Source organism: Leptolyngbya sp. NIES-2104 (assembly GCF_001485215.1).
GTDB lineage: Bacteria > Cyanobacteriota > Cyanobacteriia > Leptolyngbyales > Leptolyngbyaceae > Leptolyngbya.
In genome coordinates this window covers 222565-246317 of the sequence record NZ_BBWW01000003.1, presented here as the reverse complement: position 1 = coordinate 246317, position 23753 = coordinate 222565, and the positions used below count along the sequence as shown (strand labels likewise).

Genomic DNA, 23753 nt, shown 5'->3' with positions numbered 1-23753 from the left:
AACTTAGAATGCCCGCCACAAATTGAGAGATATATGTTCCTAACAACAAGAGGAATCTAGACTTAATCCCAGTCTAGCCAGCCTAAACTAATAATAGTTCCTGGCTCCACCTGTGGATAAATAACTTGAAGCTGTTCAAGAATGTGGCTATAGTGTCTGCGAATGACAGGATTTATGTACTCAGACTCAGACATTTCTGGAATTTCACCAAAAGCATTCTCGAATTCGCAACCTAAAATTGCGTCGACAAAACTAGATTGACCAGCAGTAATCAGAAATTCTAGTCGTGTTAGAAGAATAAGCCAATCAGGACTGCCTGCAAATATTACAAACATAAAACCAGGGTTCTTCAGATTGAATTCTGATATAGCTTCTAATGTAGATGGAATGACGAAAGCTTGTGGAAAGTTGAGTAGTTTCTCCCAAGCAACAGCAATGATTTGCGAATAACCGTAAGCTTTTAACGTTTTGGCTAACCTCACTTCAAACTCTGACTCGAAAAAAGAGTCAGATGTAGCAACAGCGATCCAATTCTCCTGTTTACGAATCCACAGATCATCTTCGCTGTATATCGTCCCCAACACACTATCAATGATTTGGTGATAGGTATGAAGCTGAGTTGGGTCTTCAATAGGACAAATATGCTTAAACTCTGTCATTTTTCTTCTCATGCAATTGGAATTATGAGCGTTGCTTTAAGCCTGCTATATCGAATTTTGATTGTTGTTTTTCCATTGATATTACCTTGATTCAAATTGATTTGAATAGAAGGTTCTCCAGTTGATTTAGCTGTTGGATAGACTCCAGCGCTACCACCATCAGGTAGGTCAACTGAGCGTTTCCCGCCACCTTGATCTTTAGGTGTTTTCTGTAGTTTACCAGCAAATCGATCGAAGTCTCGATTAGCTGCTTCTTCCGCATTATTGCCAGGTTCCTTAACATAATTATCTACTATGCCCTTCTGTCTTTGACCTGGTCTTAACGGTCTTCCTTGCTGATCAGTCGGAACTGCATCTTGCAATAATTCTCCTACTGCTTCTTGAGTTTTCTTTTGACCTTCAGTTCGATCATCTTCATCACCCTCTGTATGGAATACAGTCCTAATAATCTTTCCTGATGCATCAGTAATGAAATATAAAACTCCACCTCCCAGCGTTACTATTCCTCCAAGTAGTGAACCTAATCCTCCTTGCACACCTTCCCACACATCTTGTGCGATTAGTAGTTCATCACTATTGGAAGCAACAAGAATTTCATTTGGGTTAATGAAGCGATAAAGTTGCTCTGCTAAACTTCGTTGCTGATTAGCCGCTGAAGCCTCCCAAATTGCATTGTGGAAATCACCTGGATTGAGGATGATTTCACCCTCACGTAGAGCGAGCTTCAAATTAGCATGGAATGCGAACTCATGAAGCCAATTCCGTGTTACAACAACATCCTGAATTTCTGACTGAATATAGGGGTTTGAAATCGAATTTAATACCCGAAGAAGATTGCTGCTTCCTTTTAGAAGATTTAGATCATTACCTTCAAATTGAGCTAGATAAGTTTCTAGCTCTGTAGCTCCCTTTTGAAGATTTTGACCTTGCCATAAAGTGTTTAAGAAAAGCTTTGGATCAGTTGCATTGGAGCCTATCTCCTTTAGGTGTAGCGCTACATAAGCACTACCTAAGTTGAGCAAATGGCTAAGAAACCGTGGGTCTTTTTTCTGAGTTTGCAAATTTAGCCCTTGAACTTGCTGCGTTGCTTGCACCAGTCGTTCCGCGTAGTTCATCAACTTAACACGTTCAACTGTTCCACTGAAGAAGTCATTCAATCCCTCATGAGCGATCGACAACCCTCTCCCTTGCCACAACGCCTCCAAAAACTCACCCGCTTTCGGCGCTTCCAGCGTCGTCCTTAAATTCACTCTTGCCGCCACAAACCCAAACTCATTCAACTCGCGTAGAAATGTCTGGTTCTTGATGTCTGGTGTTGTACCTTCTTTCAATGCCGTGGCGTAGGTCGCAGAGACGATCAAGCGACTGATAAATTCAATTGCCCTTGCGGGATCATCTACGCTAGTCAATAATCGCGTTAGTGCCTCTACGCTTTGCTGAAGCACAGCACTCGCATCCTGTGCAAAACTGCCCGATGCGTCCGGCATTTGCAGCCGCCACAACTGATTGAGAAACGCGAAGTCTTTGTCCTCGATTGGAATCGCCGTTTCCGCATCAGGATTGAGCCACGCATACGTCTTACCCAACTCCAGCACCGCATCGACTAACTGCTGATGCTGAATTGACTCAGCCACCACCGGATGGTCTTTCAGCACTTCCGTCACCACCGCCAACAGTGTCGCCTGAAACACCTGCACCCGCACAGACCGTTCATCACGTACCAGCTCCTGTGCCAACCAGCGTCCCGCCCACGGTGCGTAACATTCGCTCACACCTGCGTCTTCACCACGAGGATCATAAGCATCGACAAACAATCCTTCCATCACGGGCTGAAAGCGATCGATTAATGACTGATCATTCCTAAAGTCACCGTCCTGCCAAATCAATCGCTCAATTCTAGACGCGATCGCGTCTAAAAGATTGCGCCGATTGTGGAGCGCTGCTTTTTTATGCACGGTTTGAGGATGAAAACTGATACTGTCTACAGCCGTTTCCACTATCTCCGAAACGCTGCTATAGTAGCTGTATTCATATCCGCAGCCCTCGAACACAATAATTCGCTGATCCGGATCACCGTCGCCATCTGTGTCCCCACTGATCGCAAACCCTCCTGAGCCGATGCGCGATACACCACCTCCATCACCAGCGAAGCCCCCGTTACCCCAGGACCCCCAGCCCCCTCCAGGACCGACATAACCCGGAAGCTCTGGGTCGGGATTCGGTGGATCATCAGACGGTGGCTCTTCCCACAGATCATCATCGACGACTCTGCGATCGCTCTTCAAGAAAAACTGAAAGCGAGATCGTTGCTGATTGCCTGCCAAATCTGTACTGGTCATCACCAAATCGTACGGGCGCTCCTTTTGCAGTGTCGAATTCTCTGCTGCAAACTCTGGCACCGCATGATTCAATTCCTCGTTCGTCACCGACACGGTTCGTCCGTCGATTCTCGTTCCCTCAGTCGTCTCGAACCAATACTCGATCGCAATCTCACTTTTATCTTTGACTTGAGCTTCGAGCGGTTTACCACGCTCCCACTCGGTTCCGTTCGTCATCCCGATAAAAATCGTTTCCGGTGTCGTGCGATCGAGATTAAACTGCACCGATTGATTCGTCGTCGTGCCCGCGATCATAGAGCGCAGTTGCACCGTGTACGAGCCATCACCGAGTTCACCTCCGTACAAACTCGCCAAACGAGCTTCATTGATCGTAAACGTTCCATTCGCATTCAGCAGCGAAGCAATATCAACAAATTCACTGGTGAATGTGCCCGACATCAATTGAATTTCGAGCGTTCCGATTCCACCTTGAAGCACCCCTAAAATCTCTGGTGTCGTCGTCCACCCATCGGTTGCACTCGCTCCCGTATCCTGTCGCAATCGTGCGACCATTCCAGGTGCTTCTGGGGCAACCGGACGCACATCAACCGCAATTGTATAGGTTTGGGTTTGAACATTGCCAGCGACATCGATTACGCTCAATGTCAATGTATTCGTTCCACTGACCGCACCACTGAGATCGATCAATTGATTGAACAATCCATCCGCAGAAACCTGAATCTCGCGTTCTAGTAGATCGCCTAATTGATAGGTCAATCGAGACACGCCTGATCCTGTCCCTTCAACCGTTCCGAGCAAGCGAGACCCCATTCCAATCGTTACACCATCCGCGATTGCATTCAACTGATCTGCGTTTAGCAATTGCAGCGACAGTGTAGGACGTATTGCATCAATCACAAACTCAAACCCAGTTGCTGCACTTTCCCCGATCGCATTGCTTGCCGTCAATTGCAATGTTTGTCGTCCGGACGGTAACTCAGCGATTAGCGGGATTGTCCAGTCCCCCGTGGAACCTGCCAGCGTTTGTCCGATGACCTGATTGTCTCGATACAGTTTGATCGTTGTGCCTGTCGCTGCTGTCCCTGTAATTTTGGGCTGCAAAATGCGCGTAATGTTGTCGGTGCTGCTTGCGCCTGAATCCGTTTCCGGCAGCAATCGGACATTTTGGGGCGCATTGGGTTTGAGTCCAATTGCAACAACGAGTGGTGCTGATGCGGCGCTTTCATTACCCGCGACATCGATCGCTTTGGCAACGATCGGATAACTGCCATCATTCAGCACGCTCGTTTCAAGCTGCCATCTTCCATCTGCATCAGTTTGTGCGGTTCCAATTAGCACAGTTCCCGCATAGAGCGACACGATCGCATCGGCTTCAGCAGTTCCGCTTACCGTGCGTTGATTGACGGCACCCGATGTCGAAGCAGCGACTTGTGAAATGGTGGGTGTTACCGTCTGTGTATCAATCACCAACGACGACGGCAACACGATTTCTTGTGAATTGCCTGCTTGATCGATCGCGACCGCTCGAACTCGATAAGCATTATCAGACAGGATGGGAGCATTAATTTGCCAGCTCCCATTATGAATGGTTGGACTGATTGGCACATCGTTGAACCACAACTGCAACTGTGCTCCTGACTCCACGGTTCCAAAGAATCGAGGAGTTTGACTGCTTGTGCGGAAATCATCATCTCTGCGTCCGGTATCAGTGGCTCGATCTAAATTCAGGGTCGCAGTCGGAGCAGTTGTATCGAGCGTCCAACGGAACGGAGTGTCAACAGTACTTGTGAGATTTCCAGAGCGATCTTTGGCACGAATTCTGAGTTGATAGCTACCATCCGTGATCGCTCCACCAAACAGCGTTCCTAGCTGGGTCTGATCGAGCGTTACCGTGCCATCTGGCGCAAGCCAACTCAGAATATTGATAAATGAGCGATCGTTAAGACTCGCGAATACTTCTAACAAACCACCTTGATCAACAATGCGTCCATTAATAGTGGGTACACGAGTGATGCGGTCTCCGACTGTACCCGTATCATTTGCCAAGGCAATTTCTACAGTCGGCGGTGTGGTTTCTAGAACGGGCAGTGTGGGAATCACAGGACGATTGGTGGTCCCGATCGCTCGTTGACTGAGATTGCGTAAACTTGCATCACTGAAGGTAATGCTTCGGATCATTCTCAGTCCATTGATCTCCCAGACAATGATTTCTCCGGTTGTGCCGTGTCGCCATACAATGTCAAGATTGGAATCTCCCGTAAAGTCATCAATGCCAATCGCCTGCCACTCAAGCGGTTGAGACAGTCGCTGATTTTGGTGAGATAGGAAATCTCCTTGAATGATTTGAACATTTCCACCAGATGGGCTTGATCCAAACATCCAAGCCACAACCTCGCCACTATTTGTGTTCCGCCAAAGCACATCTGCATTGCCGTCGCCGCTGAAATCTCCAAACCCTTCAATTTTCCAGTTCAATGGAACAGAAGCGGGTAAAAGTCCACCCTGAACTGGAGTCATGCCATTCATCAACCAAGTAACAGTTTCAAATCGGCTATTGTGTCGCCAAAACAGATCCGTTTTACCGTTGCCATCAAGATCTGCAACTCCTTCAAGAGTCCATTCTGCTCCCACAACATTGGGTGACACCGAGGCATCTTTCACCGTTGTGCCATTCATCAACCAAAAAGCTACTGTCGAGTATCACGCAAAATGTCGTCGTACCAAATTGAATGTCGCACTGTTTCAGTACCCATAACGCTTGCTGCACAGAATCTTGAGACAAAAGTAGTACAGTTTGATTTGAGAATTCTTGGCGTATCGAATTGCGTGTCGTAAATTTCAGCCAGGAGGTCTCAAGTTAAGTGTCGTTCAAACGGTAGAAGCCCTTTCCCATCGAGATTATTGAATTGATCTCCCGAACAAGATTGGCGGAAAAAGCCGAATGTTAATTCATCGTCTTCAATCCTTCGATCGTTGAATCTAGAGCGCAGATCCTTGATGCTCAAAACTTTCCATCGCGGACGACATTTAATTTGGTACGACGACATTTTGCGTGATACTCGACAACTACTCAAGGTGATCAATGAATTGAGTGATGCTGATTTGGGACAGTTCATTGAAGGGGCGCTGCTGGTACGGGCAAGACGGAGAGCACCCGCCTTACCGTCGGAAGAGACTGCTTTACTTTTAGAGATTAATCAAGGCATTCCGACTGACCTTCGCGATCGCTATCAGGGCTTGCTGGAAAAGCGGGATGAGGGTGCTCTAACGGATGCGGAATATGCAGAACTGTTGGAGAGCAACGAGCAAATTGAAGCAATCGGGGTGAAACGAATCGAGGCACTGGCAGAATTAGCCACCATCCGACAGGTTCCGCTACTCAAATTGATGGAGGATCTTGGAATTCAGAGTCCGGGTGTGCGATCGTGAGGTGATTGCATTGGATGCTGCTTAAATTCTCGATCGCGCTTGAATTGCTAAAATACTGACAGTTTCTAGGGGTTGAGCAGCATCCTGTGGCAAGCATTACGATCCAGATTCCAGATGAGTTATTCGAGCAGCTCGCTCCGCTTGAGGCACAACTGCCAGAGTTGCTGCGCCGTTGTGTCCAAGAGTCACCCTTGCCAGCCCAGGTCTATCGCTACGTCCTCAATTTTTTGACCAGCCAACCCACGCCTGAACAAATTGCGGCGTTTCGCCCTACAGAGGAAATGCAAGACCGATTGCGGTCCCTACTGGCGCGAAATCAGGAAGGTGTTCTGACTCCGGCTGAACGGCAGGAACTTGACGAATACGAGCGCATTGAACATCTGATGGTGATGCTCAAGCTTGGCAATTTGCCTCTGTAAGGATTGCTTGTCGTCAGCTTCTACTTTGATGAAACGGGATCAAAGGAAGCAGCGCCAAAATCGGTGAATTGCCGCACTTCAGGTTCATGGAATGCCAGGATAATATCTTGTTTCGGCACACCAAATTCCACTAAACGATTGGCAATTCCTTCTTCCGTGCCATCATGCTGAATCCAAATCTTGCCATCTTTGATATCTAGATGCAGGATGCACCCGAAATCACGTCGGGTTCCTCGCCACCCAACATAAAGCAGTTGATAATGATCCTGCTCAGTGTCGAAGATCGTCTGAACCTCATACTCTTGGGCATTATGGGGTTTGAAGGAACGCGATCGTCGCTCGGAGAGCAGTCGTTGAATATACTGCCGATATTGCTCTACAGCCATTGGAGTACCACCTCTTGTTGAACATCATAGATCACCAATCGCAGTTGATAGCGTTTCACTGCTGACACAATAAAGCGGCGTTGGAAAAAGCTGGTGTAGATTGGCTCACGAACGGCAAGGTAGAGCTGGCGGTCTGGCTCCATCTGGTCAAGCGCATCCCGATAGTTCAGAAACTGACCCAAAGCGGTGTGAAATTCGGAAGTGTTAGAGGGGCTGATAAAGCTTTTCACTTCTACGGCGATTTTGCGTCCCTCTCGCTCTGCCGCCAAAAGTTCTTCTGCCGCTAAGTCAATCTCGAACTCGACATCATCAATATTGATGACGTAGGGATCATCGGTAACTCTCCAGCCCTCTTTTTCCAATGCGGTTCTGACCACATAATGAAATCGGTCTTTTGCCATCCGAGATTTACCTCACTCTCTTCTCATTGTAAGCATTCCATCTTGCAGGGCATTTGGGTTTCAATTTGCCTTCTAATCTGGATCTGAGCAAGCGATCGCACAAAGACAACTCGGTTGACTAAGCGGCTGAAAGCAATGACATTCCGCACCCCAGAAGAGGCACAACTGCCAGAGTTACTGCGCGGCTGTGTCCAAGAGTCCCCCTGCCAGCACAGGTCTATCGCTTTTGATGGTGATGCTCAAACTCGGTAATTTGCCTTATCTCACGCCCGCTAAGACCGCGTTGCGACTGATATTTCTGCTCCATTGCACCGCCAGGTCATCGCTACGGCATCACACAAGTCTGTAATCGGTCGCACCACTGCTGGGCTTGCATCACTAAAGAGGAACGAGCGCTGGCATTTTCCCACAGCCCGTCCCAATCGAGTTTCCACTCACTGAGTTGTCGCTGAAGATCAACTAATGCTGTGGCAATCGGCAAGTCAGTTTCCAGGTCAATCGTTGGCACCGTCCATTCAATCAAAAACTGACTCTCTCGCACTAAGTGACGCGCCACTTGTCCGTCCTCGCCACTGTTGGCTAAGGTCTGAATTCGCGCCAGGTTCAGGACGATGCTTTCTAACTGAGAGGCACGACCAGATTGGAGGTATCGCTGCTTCAGATTGTCCCAGTTGATTGCCATTCCACACCGCCTAAATACCGATAAACTATGTCCTCAATTCGCGATCGAATCACCGGGTCTTGGATCTTCATTGAGCGATTGTTTGCATTCGCTCGGATGTTGATGATGGACTCATACCCAATCGTTTGACTGAAGGGATACCAATCCGCGCCCCACACGTCGGCTTGCCGACTCCCAGACTTAAGCAGCACTTTCTCACAGTCTGCATGAAGCTCTCCGCCTCCGGCTATCACCTCGCGATCAATGTCAACCCCTAACTTAACATAGATGCCCAGTACTTCCAGCATGGAGGTCATCTGCTCTGGTGTGGCGCGACTCTGAAGAATTTCAATCATCACTTTCAGGTTAATTCAGATTCAAGAATTCGCTGTTTCTGCTATCTACGAGGCAAAATTTAGCGATCTGAGGCATTATGTCATGTTCCCCCTGACCACGATGAATTCGCTGACCTTTCAATCCTCTCTTCGTTCGCAATCATCTGAGGTCTAGCATGGTGAGGAAGTTTATATATAAATAGGGTTCGCGCTGCATTGACTATTAATATGGATGTGGATATAGTATCTATATCAATACAAATCTGAATCTGGAGCTTTTCGGTATGGGTCGCTCCGCTTGGCTCGATCATGCGATCACACATAAGTATTTGCCCTTTATTCAGTCTCTGGCTGAGTCTGAGGGCGATCGTCAACGGTTGCAAGACTTTACAGTGCAGATGCGCGATCACTGGGCAACGCAACACAGTAAGCCCAGGCTTGACCAACAACAAAGACTGATGGATATGACTCGTCGAGCCATTAAGGATGCGCTGGGAGAAGATCATTGGTCACTGGAGATTGTGGGGCTTTCTAAGCAGGAGTATGCCGAAATTAACGATCGCAAACAAGGCAATGTCGCTAAGCGCAATGAACAGGTGCAGTTTCTTCATGACCCCGATGCGATCGCGGCGCGGGCTGTCCAATTAATCGGGCAGCCAGATTGGGCGGATATTGCCGCTGGGTTGGCAGTGCTGACGGGACGACGCTCGGCTGAATTGCTTTCGACCGCTCGGTTTGAAGTCAAGTCGAAATGGTCGGTGACGTTTCGGGGGGCGGTGAAACGGCGCGGGGAGAAGGGGTTGGCGTTTGAAATTCCGACGCTGGCGACGGCGAAACGTGTCGTGACGGCGATCGAGAAACTACGCCGGGAATTACCCCAAGCAGTGGAGATGCCCGCTGATGAAGTGAATGCCAAGTTTGGGCAGGCGGTGGCGCGATCATGCGATCAAAACTTTCAAGGTCTCGTGCCGACGAGGGAAGGCAAGGATAATTTGTACACGCACTTGTTTCGCTCCGTGTATGCCTGTATTGCCACCTTTTGGTATTGCCCACCGACCGTTGATGCGACTGAGTTTAAGGCAGCAATTCAAGGGCACTTTCAGATTCTCGATGAAGAGGATGGTGAGTTGAAGCGATCCCTGACGGCTTCACGTCACTACAGCGATTATGAGATTGCAGACAAGGTGATCGCGCTCTACAACGGTAAACGTAAAGGCATTAAGTTGGGGCATGGAGGAGTGGTGGCAATTGAGATGTTTAGTCAGGCAAGCTTGGAGCAGGCAAAACAGGCGCTTGAAGCTCTGCCGCCTCGTCGGAAAGTGGGGCAGTTGCGGATTTTTCAACAGGAGCGCGATCGCTGGTCGAAGGTGTTGGAGACGATTTCACCGGAGGGGACGCAACCGGAAAAGGCACAGAAACTGCTGGAATGGATTGAAGAACGGTTGAATGCGGCGGATTTGACCCAGGAAGCAGAAGAGAACACCCAACAGGTAGAATCGACTGAAGAACGACCTCAACAGGTTGTGGAGGCTCAAAAGCTCCAGGCAGATGACCCATTGCGTCAGGATATTCAACAACTGGTCGGGGCGATTCAACAATTGGTGGCGCTACAACAAGCGACGATCTCTCAGCCAGCACCAAAGGCAAAACGAATCCAGTCCGAGAAGCCACAACCAAAACCGGAAAAACCACTGAGCGCCCCGGTTGAATCGGCGAAACGCACGAAGTCCTCGACTGAAAGTAGTCAACGGCTGATCGATGATTGGATTGGGGCGATTATGGACTATAACGATAAACGAGATCGACTCCATGATCAGAAATGGGCGATTACGATTTCACTCTTGAAGAGTGTTGGGGGATCTCAGCCTAGAATCGAAAAAACGCTGAGGGAACGCAGTGATGTCCAGGAGCATCACCAAAGACATCAAATTGACCCGGAGAGGCATAACCTCAAACATCGGGGGAAACACAAAGTTACCGATGTGATTACGCTGGTAGGATCAGATGAATGACAGGATTTAGTGGGAGATGCGATCGCAAACACCTCCGCTAGTTTGCAGGTCAACAACACTTCGCGTCAGACTGTTCATCCGTTGAACACACCCTAGCGACTAAGACGCTTTAGCCATCCATGCTGTCGCAGAGACTCAAGAAAACCTTGAACAATCAGGCGGTACTCACCAAATGAGGGGGCAAAGAGGGGAAAGTCATGCAGCAATGGTGTAATGAGTAAGCCTGTCTCATTTCTATCACTATCAGTCACCGAGGTTGGAAAAGATGGCACTGAAAATCCAAGTTGAACAGCTAATTCCTCCGTTAACTGTTGAGTTGTGAGCAAGGCATTAGAATCCTCGCTTATTCTTGTAATCAACTTACTCCAAATTTGCCGCAGTACCCAACGCGACAGATCCTCTAACGTCTGTGGCATGGAGAGCGATGAAAGTGCCGTTGCAATTTGCTGCTGAGGTCGGGATAGTGCAAGTTCTACATTCGTCTCAGAATGTTTAAGAACTGAGTGAGTCTCCTTGTGGTGGATTGTAAAGGCAGGCAGCCATATCTCCCAATTCTGCTGTAGAAGGAAGCGATAATTCTCTGGAATTCCTGCTGCCCACCGAACTTCTGATAAATCGCGAAACCGTTGAAACATTTGGGCACGGCTCACAACTCGCTCTTGGTACGATCGACTCCGGCTGAGTTGATTCGCTGACCACCAGTGATACCGCACCAGCGACCCAGGCACGTATTGAAACCGCAACCCTAGCAGTGCAGCGATCGTAAAATACTCCCGATCCATACAGATTCTGGTTTCTGGATGCCATGCTTGCAGGCGATCTAGCCGCTCTGCTACAGAGCGTCGCAAGAGATAACAGTGCGGGGGTCGCCAATTGTCCCACAGCATTTGTAATGGCATATCCGAGTATTGTTGTCCAGCAAATTTGAACTGTGTTGTCTGATTCTGATTGACAAACTGCCATTCCCAATCGCCAAATGCCACATCCACCTCAACCTGCTGTTCGAGTGCATTGACCTGGAGCGACAGTTTTTTTGGCTCAAGTTCGTCGTCTGCATCTAACCATTGGATGTAGTCCCCTTTTGCTTGTTGAAATCCCCAATTTCTTGCTGCATTGGCTCCCAGAGTTTCACACTGTAGAATCCGAATCGGGCGCTCCGTCTGTTCACTCCAGTGTTTGGCGATCAACATTGAATCATCGGTTGACTGATTATCAACGACAAGAATTTCCAGATTCGGGTAAGTTTGCGCGACGCAGCTTTTGAGGCAGGCATCGAGTCGTGGTGCAGCGTTATGACAAGGAATGACGATCGACACCAGCGGCGTTCTGGGTTTTGGAACAACCAGTTCTACCGCTTTCCGCGGCTGAGGTGTCGTTGAGCGAGATTGAAGTGAGAAATAGGCAACCAGTCGGGTGTGCAGTTGATAGTGGCTGTCTAAATTTCGACGGCGGATCGCAGCCTCAATTGCACGTTGTGTCCACTGAATTGTCAACATCTGCTCGTTGGTCTTATTGGCGGAGTGCCGACGATAAAAATACAACGGACGAGCAAGATGCTGAATTTCAGTCACTTCAGAAAGTCTTAGACATAAATCATAGTCTTCAGCCGTCGGATAAGTGGGATCAATACCCCCGACTCGCTCGTACATTGATCGACGAATCAACCGAAAATGAAACGTCATAAAATCTACTAACAATCGCTTTGGTGAATAAGGCACTTTACAGGTATGACCCAATCCATGATCGCGACCGCTGGCATCAATCAAATGATAGTTGGTATACACCATGCCAACTTGAGGCAGTGTTTCCAGAACTGCGGCTGTTTCTTCTAGCGCGGTTGGTGCTAATAAATCATCACTATCGACCCAGCCCACAAATGGTGCTATTGTTGCTGCGACTGCGGCTTTCAGAGTGGGAGAGAGTCCCTGATGGCAGCTTGCAACGACTCGAATACGATCGTCTTGCTGCTCATACTGTCGTGCGATCGCGACAGAATCATCCGTCGAGCCATCATCCCAGATCAATAGCTCAAAATCCTTCCGCGTCTGTGCCAGCACGCTCTCGATCGTCGCACCTAAGAAGAACGCTCGATTGTATACCGTGATAATGATCGAAATTGAGGGCAGAGTGGTCATATCAAGGGAGATGCAGTGCTTGGGGAATTTAAATGTGGTTCAGTCCTTGCGGTTCGACGAGCGAGAAACACACTAACCTAGCCCCACACTTTACTAATCGGTCACAGATTTGGGACTGCGGTTTCTACGGAAAAAGCCCGTTTAATTACGTAAGCAATGGGAAAAGGTTGTTTAATAAATGCGTAAAAGCATCATGTTTTGATTGAAATGAGTCTGAAATATTAAGCATTAATGAAGCCAACAGTGGTTCGGCAGGTTGTAGCTTCTCATTTCTACCCGGTGCATTCTACTATGTCTCAGTCTTTTCAGTTCGATGCGAGTTCGGCACAAAACTCATCACCCGATTCACCGCTTCTAAACGAATCTGCACTTTTGCTGTCGAATTCGGAGATGACTTCAGAAGACATCATGAGTGAAGTGCCCATCGTTCAAGTGATTGATGGTAGCCAGGTAGATCACCTGTTTAAAATAACCGAACCAGATCAAACACAAGTTCAGTTCACGGCAGGACAGTTCACGGTTGAAGCTGGCGGAATCGTTCGGATTGCATTTTCAAACTCTACGCCAAAAATCGGCGAAATTGCACTCTTTAGTCTGGCAGGATTAGAAACGCTCGAAACGGGTTCTCCAGAATTTGTACAAGCCGCGATCAAGAGAGCAATTAGCAACTCCACGTTGGGCTGTGTGTTGAATGATGAAGCTCAAATCGATTTTCAATCAAGCGTTCATAAACATCAGATCACGCTCGAACCCGGAACGCAGTTTGGCTTGATGTGGTCAAGAACTCAAGCGATCTCAACATTACAGGCAGTAGATGAACTGAATCCCAGTGATTTGGTCTTTTCGATCCCAGCTGCGAACCGTTGTCGAGTCTCAAGTTATTTTTCCTTTCGTCTCAAATTATTTTTCCGCTTCAAACGGCTAAAACGTTTACTGCAACTGAGTTTGAGCGTCGAGTAGTACAGCTTGAGCGTGAGATCGATTTCGTCTCAAATTAAATTTCCTAAATTTCTGGATGACTGATCTCAAATTATTTTTCCTAAATTACAAAAGATTACGAGTCGCGAAATCGTGTAAAGCGAGAGTAGAAGGCGCGTTCATCGGGTGTAAAGTAACTGCGTCAAATCTCAGATTAAATTTCTCAGGGCAGTGAGGTATGGGGACCGAGGAAGCTAAACCCGCCGCAGTTCCAGAGCACACTGAAATCGTGGTGCGCTCTCATCCTTTAACGATCGCAGAACAACAGCGCGTCAAAGCGATGCAGCGGTTGGCGAATGCTCCAGATCGCTCAACCTACCTCGCTCTTCAGCAAGAAATCGCCGAGCAACTGAACATGACAGTGCGAAACGTGCGGCATTTGATGCGAGCGTGGCAAGCCGAAGGAGTCACTGGGGTCATTCGGCAAGAGAGAGCGGATCGTGGGGAGCAGCGACTCGATGAAGATTGGACCGATTACATCCTGCAAACGTATCGTGCGGGCAATCGGGGTGGACGGAGAATGAGTCGCGCCCAAGTTGCTGTTCGAGTGGCAGCACGAGCCTTGGAACTTGGAGACAGCAACCCACCCAGCCGAGCGAGTGTCTATCGAGTTTTGCAGAGTGAGATGGAACGACAAGAGACGCGATCGCGCTCCCGATCAATCGGCTGGAGTGGCGAAACCTTAATTCTGAGAACCCGTGAAGGCTTAGAAGTCAAAGTCAAAGAGAGCAATCAAGTGTGGCAATGCGATCACACGCGGGTTGACTTATTGGTTGTCGATCAAGTGGGAGAAGTATTAGGGCGACTGTGGCTGACGACGATCGTCGATACTCACTCCCGGTGCATCATCGGCATTCACTTGGGGATGGAAGCACCGAGCGCTGTCGTCGTGTGTTTAGCTCTACGTCATGCAATTCTGCCAAAGCAATACAGTTCAGCGTATGAACTCACTCAGCTCTGGGGAACCTATGGCATCCCTCAGTATTTGTACACCGATGGCGGCAAAGAATTCAATTCCAAGCATTTAGAGCAAGTGGCGAATGAACTCAAAATCGTCTTTGTCAGCGGCGCTACCCAGCGGAAGGTGGCATTGTGGAACGACCGTTTGGCACATTGAATAGTGAGCTATTTGCGAACCTGCCCGGACATACCGGGAGCAATACCAAACGTCGTCCCAAGCAAGCCGAAACGAATGCCAGTTTAACTCTGATGCAACTGGAAAAACAGATTGTGCGCTACCTCGTGGAGCGCTACAACCAAGGGATTGATCCAAGAATTGGCGATCAAACGCGCTTGGGACGCTGGGAATCGGATCGAGTGGCTCAACTTCCCTTACTGAGCGATCGCGAACTCGACATCTGCCTCATGCGACGCGATCGACGAACTGTATATCGCGGCGGTTATATTCAATTCGCGAACTTAAACTATCGCGGCGAGCATTTAGAAGGCTACACCGGAAGTTGGGTCGTCCTGCGCTACAATCCCCGTGACATTACCAGCATTCTGATTTACCGAGAAGATGGGGGCAAAGATATCTTTCTCAGTCGCGCTCATGCCACCGGACTCGAAACAGAGATGTTGTCGTATGCGGAAGCCCAAGCCATGAGTCGGTGATTGCGGAAAGCTGGAAAAAGCATCAGCAACCAATCGATGTTTGAGGAAGTGCGATCGCGTGACCGTGACATTGAGGAACAACAACGGCGGAAAACTAAACGATCCGTGCAAAGTGCAACATCAAAGGAAACGAGCAAAACAACTGAACCTGCTCTAGAACCTGCTTCCACCGCTGCGATCGAGTCGGAGGTCGAAACACCCGTTGAGATCGTCGTTCCCGATGTGCGGGTGTATGACTATGAAGCCTTGAAACAGGAGTTTAATCTGTGGTGAATCCCGATGAGATGAATGAACAATCTGTACCCAATGATCAAACTGAAACAGCCCCTCAACTCAATCCCGACATCGCCCGATTGCAACGCCGCTGGATTGTGGAATTAGAGCAAATGCGGCGATTTCATCAGTGGCTCGATGAGAAGCGGACTGCACGGCAACCTTGTCGAGTGGTCGGCGATTCTCGTACCGGAAAGACGCGCAGCGAAGCTGATCCCTACGGGCGCGCGTGTGATACCTATCGGTTGAAACATCCGCCAACACTGATTACTGGACAACCGCCGCACATTCCGGTGGTGTCGTGGCAATCACCGCCCGATAGTGGCAATCGCGATTTGTTTGAAGGGATTCTGCAAGCCCTGAGATACCAACTCAATCGCGGTACGTTGTCGGAAATGCGAAGCCGCGTGTATCGCACCCTCAAAGCCTGCCAAGTCGAAATGCTGATCGTGGACGAAGCACATCGACTGCGGCGGAATTGAGGAGTTTGAAACTTATTGGAGTCCAACGCCCAACCAGCCTGATTCTGCATCACCGGAACCTTTACACAGCGCGGATGTCCAGGGTGTCCAGCCTCAAAATTCTGAGGATCAGGGAGTGGACAGTCTGAAACCCTTATACAGTGCGAGTGTCCAGGGTGGATCAACTGTCCACAGTGAGTCTATCAATCTGATTTCCGAAAATGAATCTGAGTTGAATTTTACGGAACAAGTTGAATCAACAAATTTAAACCTTTCAACTCTGGGTGAACAAACTGGACAGGGTGGACAGGCAGATTTAGAACCAGTTTCAGCGAATTCAGCAAAGATGGACAGCGCGGACAGGGTGGACAAGTCTATGCTGCCTCAAGCCGCAGTTCAACGAGCGATCTCCCAAATGATTGCGATTAACTCGCTTGATGACTTCAGGCAGTTTTACGATCTCTTTAACTGCCGCACTCAACCGCAGAGAGATCAAATCCTCGATCGCTTCACGGCTGAGACAGACCACGATCAGCAAGGGCGCTTCTATGAATTTTGGCAACAGTTTGAATCCCCAGAAGAGGTTGAGGCTGATTTACCTCAAGAGAGCATCCAAGCGACCGTTGGTGCTGCAAAGTGGGTCTATGCTCGATTAGCAGGTGATAGCTGTGAAACGCTTGTGAAAGTGCTAGATGAGAAATCTGGAAGCTTGAATGTTCACTTTCCTGGATCGGGTGGAAAATCGATCAAACACTCGGATGTAATTCGGGTCTCGGATTACACGGGCGATTGAATAGCGCTCTCGCTGAGTTTAGCTTCTAACTCCGGCAATGATTGAGAGTGCATTCTTGAGGCTGGAACCCCTGAAAACGCTGAATTTCTTTTTGTAACTTTCATTGCCGGGTTAATAGCTGATTCTGCTGCTTGCACTACTCATATAAAATCTCATCGCGATCGATTATGCTGATAGGCAGCAATCATTCTCATGGTGTTGCTGATGTTTGCGATTGAGAATCCGCCGCCTGAACATCTAAATCCGTTGTTTTTCCTCAGCTTGGGTATGGGAGCTGTGATTGACTTCTGCGTTTGGGTACTCGAAAAAGATGGGCTACAAGTCCCACCGTTTGATCGGCATCCCGATGGCGACGGCTCCTTGTCGTCACGAGGGCTGATGGCTGAAGCTTGGCAATTGCGGATCACCAGAACGGCGCTACGGATTGACCCACGCCAACACTGGCAAACTGATCTTGGCGCACTGGGCACAGCAGAAGACCAACTTCTAGAATTTCAGCAAGATCAGCAACAGATTGAAGCTGCGTATCCAGATTTAGCGTTTCTACCATTTGATGCTCCTGCCCTAGCTGCCCAGCTTGATCGATACACGGCTTGGCAAGCCGAGCCATTTGAGAAGTTCCAAGCTGCCCTTCGCATGGTTTATGGAAATACAGCGCCGCCGGATGTTTGGCAAAGCGACGAAGAACTCGCGGCATGGCAAGGCTCACCCGAAGTTACGGAACGCTTGCGCGAATTGAAAACTGAGTATCCGTTCCGCGAACGCGAGCGATCGTGGGTGCGGCATGAGATTGATCCAGAGACAGGCGTTCCGGGAATTGGAGAAATGGCGATCGACACTGGGCGATTGCCGTTTAGGAGTACTCGAACTTCACTTGATTGCATATCCATATCCAGTCGAGTAGGGTATGTCAAAGCGTCCGCTGCGGACTACCACGATTGCGCTCAAAACAAAGCCATCATCGACTATGCATTTCACCTAATTATCCCTGATTCAACACCCGGAGTATTGCCTAAAAGCATTGCATAGCCATAATCTTAGCGATCAAGCAAGTCTCAGAATTATATGAAAAAAATGCGACTAAAGAATGGAAAAAGCGCGGAACCCGACAAGAACCTAATGTTGTACGACTGGTTGTTTAAGATTAAGTTCTTGTAGAGGCTTAGAATTCGCCTCAATGTTCAGTATTCCTGGTTCAGCAGGTTTGCCACTAATTCTAAGTTTGTAGTTTCCCCGGCGTAACCGCTCTAAGTAATATACACCTGCTTCATTGGTGATTGAAAAGACTTTTAGGTTTGTATTAGAGATTGCTTCTACACGCGCACCGCCAATAGGTTTTCCCTCAGCACTAGTTACAGTTCCCCCTACTGTATAAGTATGAATTAAAGGGATTTGCAGAGGTGTATAACTTCCAGCGACAACTTCTACCGCCAAAGCATCAACTGAGGCTTGCCAGTCAATTGGAAACCCAGAGGGGTCTAAATCCAGCCTGTAAGTACCAGGTGGTAAGCGTAATAATAATCGATCTCCTAAATCGCTGAATTGGTAGCTATTAATGGGACGGTTATTGATCATAAGTAAATTCGGATTAGCATATACTTCCTCGCCAAGATCTTTTTGATTGTTACCATTGATGTCATAAAAGGTTTGGATCATTAATCCGCCAAAGCTATGAAGTGACTCAGCTTGTCGATCGCTAAAACGAAAGCCTTGCTGAAAATTAGTACTAGAAACGAGTTCAAGACTAAAGCTAGATTGGTCTGAGGTTAATGCAACTCCTTGATACCGGACTCGTAATAGTAATCCTGGTGAAATAGAAACCCCAGCAGAAGCATATAAGCCTGAACCACGCGACCCAATGCCGTAGCCTACTTCAGCTAACCAATTCGGAGTTCCATCACTCGCTTTTGTAAGAGAGTTGTAATGCCACAAGGCAGTTAACAGCTTATCTCCTGTTCCCTGAGTACGAGTTTCATAGGTTAACCCTAAAAATCGGTTGTCCGAGAAGTTATAGCTCAATTTAGAGGAAGTTCCAATGTCACGTCCGACGTGAGTAAATTGAAGTTTGCCTAACGATTGTAATATTGTCCAGTTCCAGCCAGTACTTTCGTTATGAGCGACAGTGCCAAACAGAAAGCTACGCCCTAGAGAGGTACTGACTTGCACACCATAACCAAGACCGATACGGCTATCAGTCGTGAGTAATAATCCGAGATTGGGAATAACTTGCCAACTCGTGCTGAATTGGCTACTGAGTCGATCGCTCTGGAATAAGACATTTATGCTAGGCGAGGGTTGCAGTTGAATGTCTAAGTTGATATCCCAACGGGTTCCGCCTAACGCCGACCCTACAACTCGAATGGGAAAGTTTCGGGGGTGAAAGTATAGCTCAGCTAGAGCTTTAGGAGTACTATCGTACAGTCCGCCCAAACCAACGGTTAAAGATTCTGAAAGTCCCCAACGCTGAGCAAGTCCTCCACTAAATGTTGTGAAGTCACCCAAAAAATTATCCTTTTTATCTCGTTGCCAGCCTCCTGAGATAATTAGTGCGGATGCCCCTTGAGGAATTTGCCCAGGCAGCACGTTGAAGACTGCCGCCCGCTCTTGAGGTCGGGCGGTTAGTTGCCCGTTGGGATAGAGCAAAATTCGGTAAGCGCTACCTGCGGACTCGCCAAACGGAATGTTTTCAAATCGATAAATGCCAGTAGAGTCAACTAAGACTTCAGCAAGCACCTGCCCACCAAATCCGCTGCGAGTTAGCCGTGCTGAGGTTCCGGGTGCTGCTTTTCCAACGATCGTTTGACCCACTTGGTTACTTTGCAAACGCTGAGTCGGGCTAAAGCTAGTGCCCGTGATTGCAGGTGGAGCAAATCCTCGACGAATGACGATTGTGGCTGCCCAGTATTCGCCAGATTTTTGACTACGCCAGAATTTAGGCTGTGATCCCAAAGCTAAATCAAAGGTATTGCTTTGCTGAAGATACTGAACTTCACCTAAATTCCAGGTTTGCGGACGGGTTAGATCCGGTTGCCGAACTCGTGCAGACCAGCTTCCGGCGGCAAGGCTACCCACTACTAGTAAGTCTCCCTGATATTGTGTTGCACTCGTTGATGAACCTGTTGCGTTGGTTCGCTGCTCAATTGCAGAAAGCGAAATAGTAGGAGGCGCAACTTTCGATAACCCCTCCAAACTAACAGGTGCTTCTCTTGCCTGCTCCAATGCAGCGGCGGCTTCAGGCAGCTTAAGCACGATCGCATAAGAAATCAGGTCGAATTTAATTTCAACGCCTAGTAGGGTTTTGAGGTCTTGAATCGAGAGTGCAGGACCAATTTCTGGATCGTTACGAAGCTTTTTGGGATCAAATCGGGTAACAATGAAGGACGACCGCAGTTCAAGCTGACCATCAGGCAATGCTTTAGTGCTGAACTTTAATGCCTGAATCACCGCATCGAAAGGCACCAACCAACGATCGAACTCGACTGGTTGAGAGCCATCTTCTTTTCCCCAAATTAGGATGCCTTCAAGAAGGCTACGATTATTTGCCGTTAACGCAACTGGAAAAACTGTAAATGCGGGATCAGCCTCTGAGGGTGTAGCGCTTGCAGGAATAGCGGCAGGAGTTTCTACAGCAATAGCAGATTGACAAGGCGTGATTGATGCCGACACCAGGCTTATGGTCAGCAGCGTTAATCTCAGCATAAATTGAAGGAATCACCTCAAGCACAATCTTCCATCGATGACCAACGCTAGCTAACCCATTTTTGCAAGCAAGATAACAGCGACTGAGGGTAGAAGTATTGCGGCAAAACAGCTATCTCGTCGCGTCATCCTTCTAGAAGTATCCATAAAGAGCAAGTGGGACTACATCAGTTTGTGATTTCCTTAAAAAAGATTAGTAGATCTTCTGAGGTGTAGCGGGTGAATCATCAGCAAAACTGTATTTACGAAACGAGAGAAGAGTAACGTGATGTCTTCTGCTACTCGCATCTCTAACGGATTGACTTCTCAACAAGTATTCAACAGGATTTTGGTACGATGAAACGTCGCTTAGCTTTGACCGGGGGGTTAGTCATTCTGTCTGCCCTTGTCTGCGCTCCCAGAGCATCTGCTCAATCTGTAAACGTTGATGCCAGTGGTACGATTGCTGCTTCCTGTCAATTTGGTACACCAACTACAGGAACATTGGGTGCCTATTACTCCAGCGGTGAGGGTAGGCTAACAAGTTTTTCAGGCGTGGCACCAGCCGCCGCCCACAGCACCGTCACTATTACCTGCAATGGTCCAACGAATTTGACAATCGCGCCCCCAAGTCTTGTTACAAAGCCAGCGGCTTACACAGGTTCGCTAACCAACTGTTCCGTTGCTGTAGTGCCTACATCTGGTACCTTTGGATCTAGTACTTACAATGCGTCCTCTTGTACTACTCCCACTACTACTAGTGGCAACTTTGTGACAAACGCAGCCGGAACAACAGGTGACTTGAAGGTGTCGCAGCAGGCTACGCTAACAACAGGAGGCGCACTACTCCCTCCAGGTGTCTACACCATGAGAACCACTCTGACTGCTGTGCCCTAACAGCCAGTTTTTCTGAATAACTACGAACGAATCAACCGTTTGCATTAACTACTCCCATGCTTCAGTGTATGGGAGTAGTTTTGCTACAAGCAGTAATCCATCTTCTCATGGTAGATTGCTACTACCCGTTGGGCATACTGAACTTGACAACTAAACACCCCCTTATTTCTCATCTTAACTTACGGCTGTTCTTATGCCTCAATCGCTACTCAAACAAACAACAGTTAACCTGATTCACTGGAGCCTACCCCTAGCAATTCTATGGGGAGGGGTTGCCAAAGCCCAGGTTGGGCTGTCACCAGTAATTATTCAGACCACCGCTAAGAACGGTCAAGCCCAAACCAGCCTTCTGGTAAAAAACAATGGCAATGAGCTGTTTCGTGCTCGTATCTATGTTGAGCCATTCACCTATAACAAAGAGCTAGGGTTTCAGACGCTACCCTCTAGCCCTAGTGATCTGACTCCCTACTTACAGTTTTCGCCCCGCGAACTGTCCATTCCCGCCGGAATTGAGCGCCGAGTTAGCTTAGTTCTTCGGCTTCCACCCAGTCTCCCCGACGGTGAATATCGGGCAGTTATTTTCACCGAAAATCTTAAAGAATCTGTTTTCACAGGTACAGATAATCAAGGCTCCACGTTCAAATCCGTTGTCGCTGCCCGTATTGGGTCAACAATTTTTATCCGCAAAGGAGATGTGAAACCGAACCTTGCGCTTGCAAGTGCTCAATGGAACAGTAAAGAGAAGAAAATTCAGTTGCTCATCAAGAATACTGGTAAAGCCTCTGCTTACACAGATATCAATTGGGGCGTGAATCAGGGCGGCAACATTCTTAAAGCAGGTGTCATTCCTTCAATTGGAATTGTGCCAGAAAGTGAACGGCTAATTTCAATCAAGAACACTCCCGACCAAAAATCGATCGACCTTGCTCCGGGCAAGTACCAAATCACAGGAAAGCTATCCTGGGGTGAGCCGAACAAAAAAAGCGAGATGCCTTTTAGCCTAGAGTTAGCAATCCCAGCTAATTAGGTGTTAGACGACGGCTACAATTTACGGTAGCTCTGCTTCATGAAGTGTTTGCGACAGCTCGTAGAAGCGTTGCCTTCAGCTAGGCAGAGCCACCGAAGCGTTTTGGGAGAGTTTGAGCAAGCGTTCTAGTTGGCTCCATTCTTTAGTCACATTTTTCTTAACAAGCTTTCGAGCTGTCGCGTCCCGCACTTTTTTGGCTCTTACGCACTTTAGGTGAAGTAGGGTGTTGAGCAGCCTGAAACTCAATAGGTGCGTCAAGGCAATCAGAGATCGCAACTTTGCTTCACCAAAACTGAGTATGAGCCACTTTTTGTCGTCGATCCCGCGCTTCGCGTCGCGTGGTTTGATCGGTTGAAACGCTTGCTGTGTTTGAGCTTAAGCGATGTAGTATGCTGTTTTCTCAGCGTTCCGCGCTCTGCGTCGCCAAGATTTTTCAGCCTCGTCCCGCGCTCTGTGTCGTGTGTGCCGACTTTTCGTGCTGAAATTTCACGCTCTGTGTCGTGTGAGGATTGATCGTCTGAGGTCGATCAGGATGTCAAACCGTTGAAGGGCTTGAGGTTGTGTAATTAATTTGCCACAAAAAGTAACGCGCTCCGTGTCGCATGAGGCGTAGAATCAGGCGTGTTCTGAGTTTGGGCAGAATCGGATGAGTGATTCACCCCCGGAAAAGTCAACGGGTCGATCGACCGCTTCCGCTGTGCAATTGTCACTGCCAATCGCCCCAATCTCGCTGCAAGAAGCTGAGGGGCAATGGGAGATTGTGTCCCCTGAGTTATCGATCGAGATGCAACAGCGAATCGAAGTGATTCAACAATTGATCGCAGCACAAGGGACTGAACGTTACGGCAAACTGCAACAACAATCGGCAAAGCAACTAGGGATTACGGTTCGCAGCCTCCAGCGATTGGTGAAACGGTGGCGAGAGCACGGATTGTCAGCGCTATCAAAACAATATCGCGTCGATCATGGTGCGGTCAGAATCAGTTCAGAGTGGCGCGACTTTATTCTCAGAACGTATCGAGAAGGCAATCGTGGCAGTTGCAGCATGACTCCAGCGCAAGTGACCCTGCGCGTCCGTGCCCGTGCCCAAGAATTAGGGGTCGAGGACTATCCGAGTCGTACCACCGTCTACTGAATACTCCAACCCCAAATTGAGAAACAGCAAGCGAAGCAATCTCTGGGATGGCGAGGCGATCGCTTATTAATTACGACTCGCGAGGGGATTGAACTCGCAATCGAGTGGAGCAACCAAGTGT

At 48.4% G+C, this 23753-nt stretch carries 21 protein-coding genes; 13 read left to right on the top strand and 8 right to left on the bottom strand.

Translation table 11 applies throughout. From position 1 onward, the window contains the following. Positions 1-62 precede the first annotated feature (62 nt). The gene (locus NIES2104_RS29980) at positions 63-659 is read right to left on the bottom strand and encodes a hypothetical protein (protein ID WP_156427172.1); all 597 of its coding nucleotides are present in this window, start codon (positions 657-659) and stop codon (positions 63-65) included. A gap of 8 nt (positions 660-667) precedes the next feature. Beyond that, positions 668-5674: an Ig-like domain-containing protein gene (locus NIES2104_RS29975; protein WP_059002637.1), complete on the bottom strand. Its 5007-nt coding sequence runs from the start codon at positions 5672-5674 to the stop codon at positions 668-670. Between the two features lie 321 nt (positions 5675-5995). Between NIES2104_RS29975 and NIES2104_RS29970 the strand changes: the two genes are divergently transcribed. Together NIES2104_RS29970 and NIES2104_RS29965 are read left to right on the top strand one after the other, a co-directional pair. Then, the gene (locus tag NIES2104_RS29970; protein WP_059002636.1) at positions 5996-6427 is read left to right on the top strand and encodes a hypothetical protein; all 432 of its coding nucleotides are present in this window, start codon (positions 5996-5998) and stop codon (positions 6425-6427) included. Between the two features lie 86 nt (positions 6428-6513). Further along, positions 6514-6846 (top strand): hypothetical protein, encoded by a 333-nt coding sequence (locus NIES2104_RS29965; RefSeq protein WP_059002635.1) that lies wholly within the window; start codon positions 6514-6516, stop codon positions 6844-6846. Positions 6847-6866: 20 nt separating this feature from the next. On the opposite strand, the gene NIES2104_RS29960 is transcribed toward NIES2104_RS29965, so the two are convergent. From NIES2104_RS29960 to NIES2104_RS29945, 4 genes are all read right to left on the bottom strand, one after another. Then, a complete protein-coding gene (locus NIES2104_RS29960) occupies positions 6867-7232 on the bottom strand; it encodes a XisI protein (RefSeq protein ID WP_059002634.1) in 366 nt (121 codons plus the stop codon). Then, positions 7223-7633, bottom strand: coding sequence for a XisH family protein (locus NIES2104_RS29955; RefSeq protein ID WP_059002633.1), 411 nt, complete (start codon positions 7631-7633; stop codon positions 7223-7225). Before NIES2104_RS29955 ends, NIES2104_RS29960 begins: the two co-directional genes overlap by 10 nt. Positions 7634-7958: 325 nt before the next feature. Beyond that, entirely contained in the window at positions 7959-8315 is a 357-nt protein-coding gene (locus NIES2104_RS29950) for a hypothetical protein (RefSeq protein WP_059002632.1), read from the bottom strand. After that, positions 8291-8650 (bottom strand): DUF5674 family protein, encoded by a 360-nt coding sequence (locus tag NIES2104_RS29945; protein WP_059002631.1) that lies wholly within the window; start codon positions 8648-8650, stop codon positions 8291-8293. Before NIES2104_RS29945 ends, NIES2104_RS29950 begins: the two co-directional genes overlap by 25 nt. A gap of 263 nt (positions 8651-8913) precedes the next feature. On the opposite strand from NIES2104_RS29945, the gene NIES2104_RS29940 reads away from it, so the two are divergent. Beyond that, positions 8914-10641, top strand: a complete 1728-nt coding sequence (locus NIES2104_RS29940) for a protelomerase family protein (protein ID WP_059002630.1) — start codon at positions 8914-8916, stop codon at positions 10639-10641. A gap of 92 nt (positions 10642-10733) precedes the next feature. Here the strand turns inward: NIES2104_RS29940 and NIES2104_RS33700 are convergent, their stop codons facing one another. Beyond that, positions 10734-12776 (bottom strand): glycosyltransferase, encoded by a 2043-nt coding sequence (locus NIES2104_RS33700; RefSeq protein WP_072218281.1) that lies wholly within the window; start codon positions 12774-12776, stop codon positions 10734-10736. 291 nt (positions 12777-13067) lie between these two features. On the opposite strand from NIES2104_RS33700, the gene NIES2104_RS29930 reads away from it, so the two are divergent. The 7 genes from NIES2104_RS29930 (at position 13068) to NIES2104_RS29910 (ending at position 17924) form a co-directional block, all read left to right on the top strand. Continuing rightward, positions 13068-13736, top strand: coding sequence for a hypothetical protein (locus tag NIES2104_RS29930; RefSeq protein ID WP_059002629.1), 669 nt, complete (start codon positions 13068-13070; stop codon positions 13734-13736). Positions 13737-13932: 196 nt separating this feature from the next. Beyond that, entirely contained in the window at positions 13933-14871 is a 939-nt protein-coding gene (locus tag NIES2104_RS32820) for a DDE-type integrase/transposase/recombinase (protein WP_082690196.1), read from the top strand. Further along, a complete protein-coding gene (locus NIES2104_RS32815) occupies positions 14847-15368 on the top strand; it encodes a Mu transposase C-terminal domain-containing protein (protein WP_202815251.1) in 522 nt (173 codons plus the stop codon). Before NIES2104_RS32820 ends, NIES2104_RS32815 begins: the two co-directional genes overlap by 25 nt. After that, positions 15369-15641, top strand: coding sequence for a hypothetical protein (locus tag NIES2104_RS32810; protein WP_082690194.1), 273 nt, complete (start codon positions 15369-15371; stop codon positions 15639-15641). Next, positions 15635-16123 carry a TniB family NTP-binding protein gene (locus NIES2104_RS29920; RefSeq protein ID WP_059002628.1) on the top strand — a complete coding sequence of 163 codons (489 nt, stop codon included), beginning with the start codon at positions 15635-15637 and terminating at the stop codon, positions 16121-16123. Before NIES2104_RS32810 ends, NIES2104_RS29920 begins: the two co-directional genes overlap by 7 nt. Positions 16124-16238: 115 nt before the next feature. Beyond that, a complete protein-coding gene (locus NIES2104_RS32585; RefSeq protein WP_059002627.1) occupies positions 16239-16895 on the top strand; it encodes a hypothetical protein in 657 nt (218 codons plus the stop codon). Positions 16896-17087: 192 nt separating this feature from the next. Continuing rightward, on the top strand, positions 17088-17924 hold the full coding sequence (locus NIES2104_RS29910; RefSeq protein WP_059002626.1) for a hypothetical protein: 837 nt from the start codon (positions 17088-17090) through the stop codon (positions 17922-17924). A gap of 87 nt (positions 17925-18011) precedes the next feature. On the opposite strand, the gene NIES2104_RS29905 is transcribed toward NIES2104_RS29910, so the two are convergent. Further along, complete coding sequence (locus NIES2104_RS29905; RefSeq protein WP_059002625.1) at positions 18012-20594, bottom strand: carboxypeptidase-like regulatory domain-containing protein; 2583 nt, start codon at positions 20592-20594, stop codon at positions 18012-18014. A gap of 336 nt (positions 20595-20930) precedes the next feature. Here NIES2104_RS29905 and NIES2104_RS32115 point away from each other — a divergent pair, with 336 nt between their 5' ends. The 3 genes from NIES2104_RS32115 (at position 20931) to NIES2104_RS29895 (ending at position 23632) form a co-directional block, all read left to right on the top strand. After that, complete coding sequence (locus NIES2104_RS32115) at positions 20931-21470, top strand: hypothetical protein (protein WP_156427169.1); 540 nt, start codon at positions 20931-20933, stop codon at positions 21468-21470. Between the two features lie 193 nt (positions 21471-21663). Further along, positions 21664-22497, top strand: coding sequence for a hypothetical protein (locus tag NIES2104_RS29900; protein WP_059002624.1), 834 nt, complete (start codon positions 21664-21666; stop codon positions 22495-22497). A 646-nt stretch (positions 22498-23143) separates the two neighbouring features. Continuing rightward, positions 23144-23632, top strand: a complete 489-nt coding sequence (locus NIES2104_RS29895; RefSeq protein ID WP_059002623.1) for a helix-turn-helix domain-containing protein — start codon at positions 23144-23146, stop codon at positions 23630-23632. Positions 23633-23753: the final 121 nt, after the last annotated feature.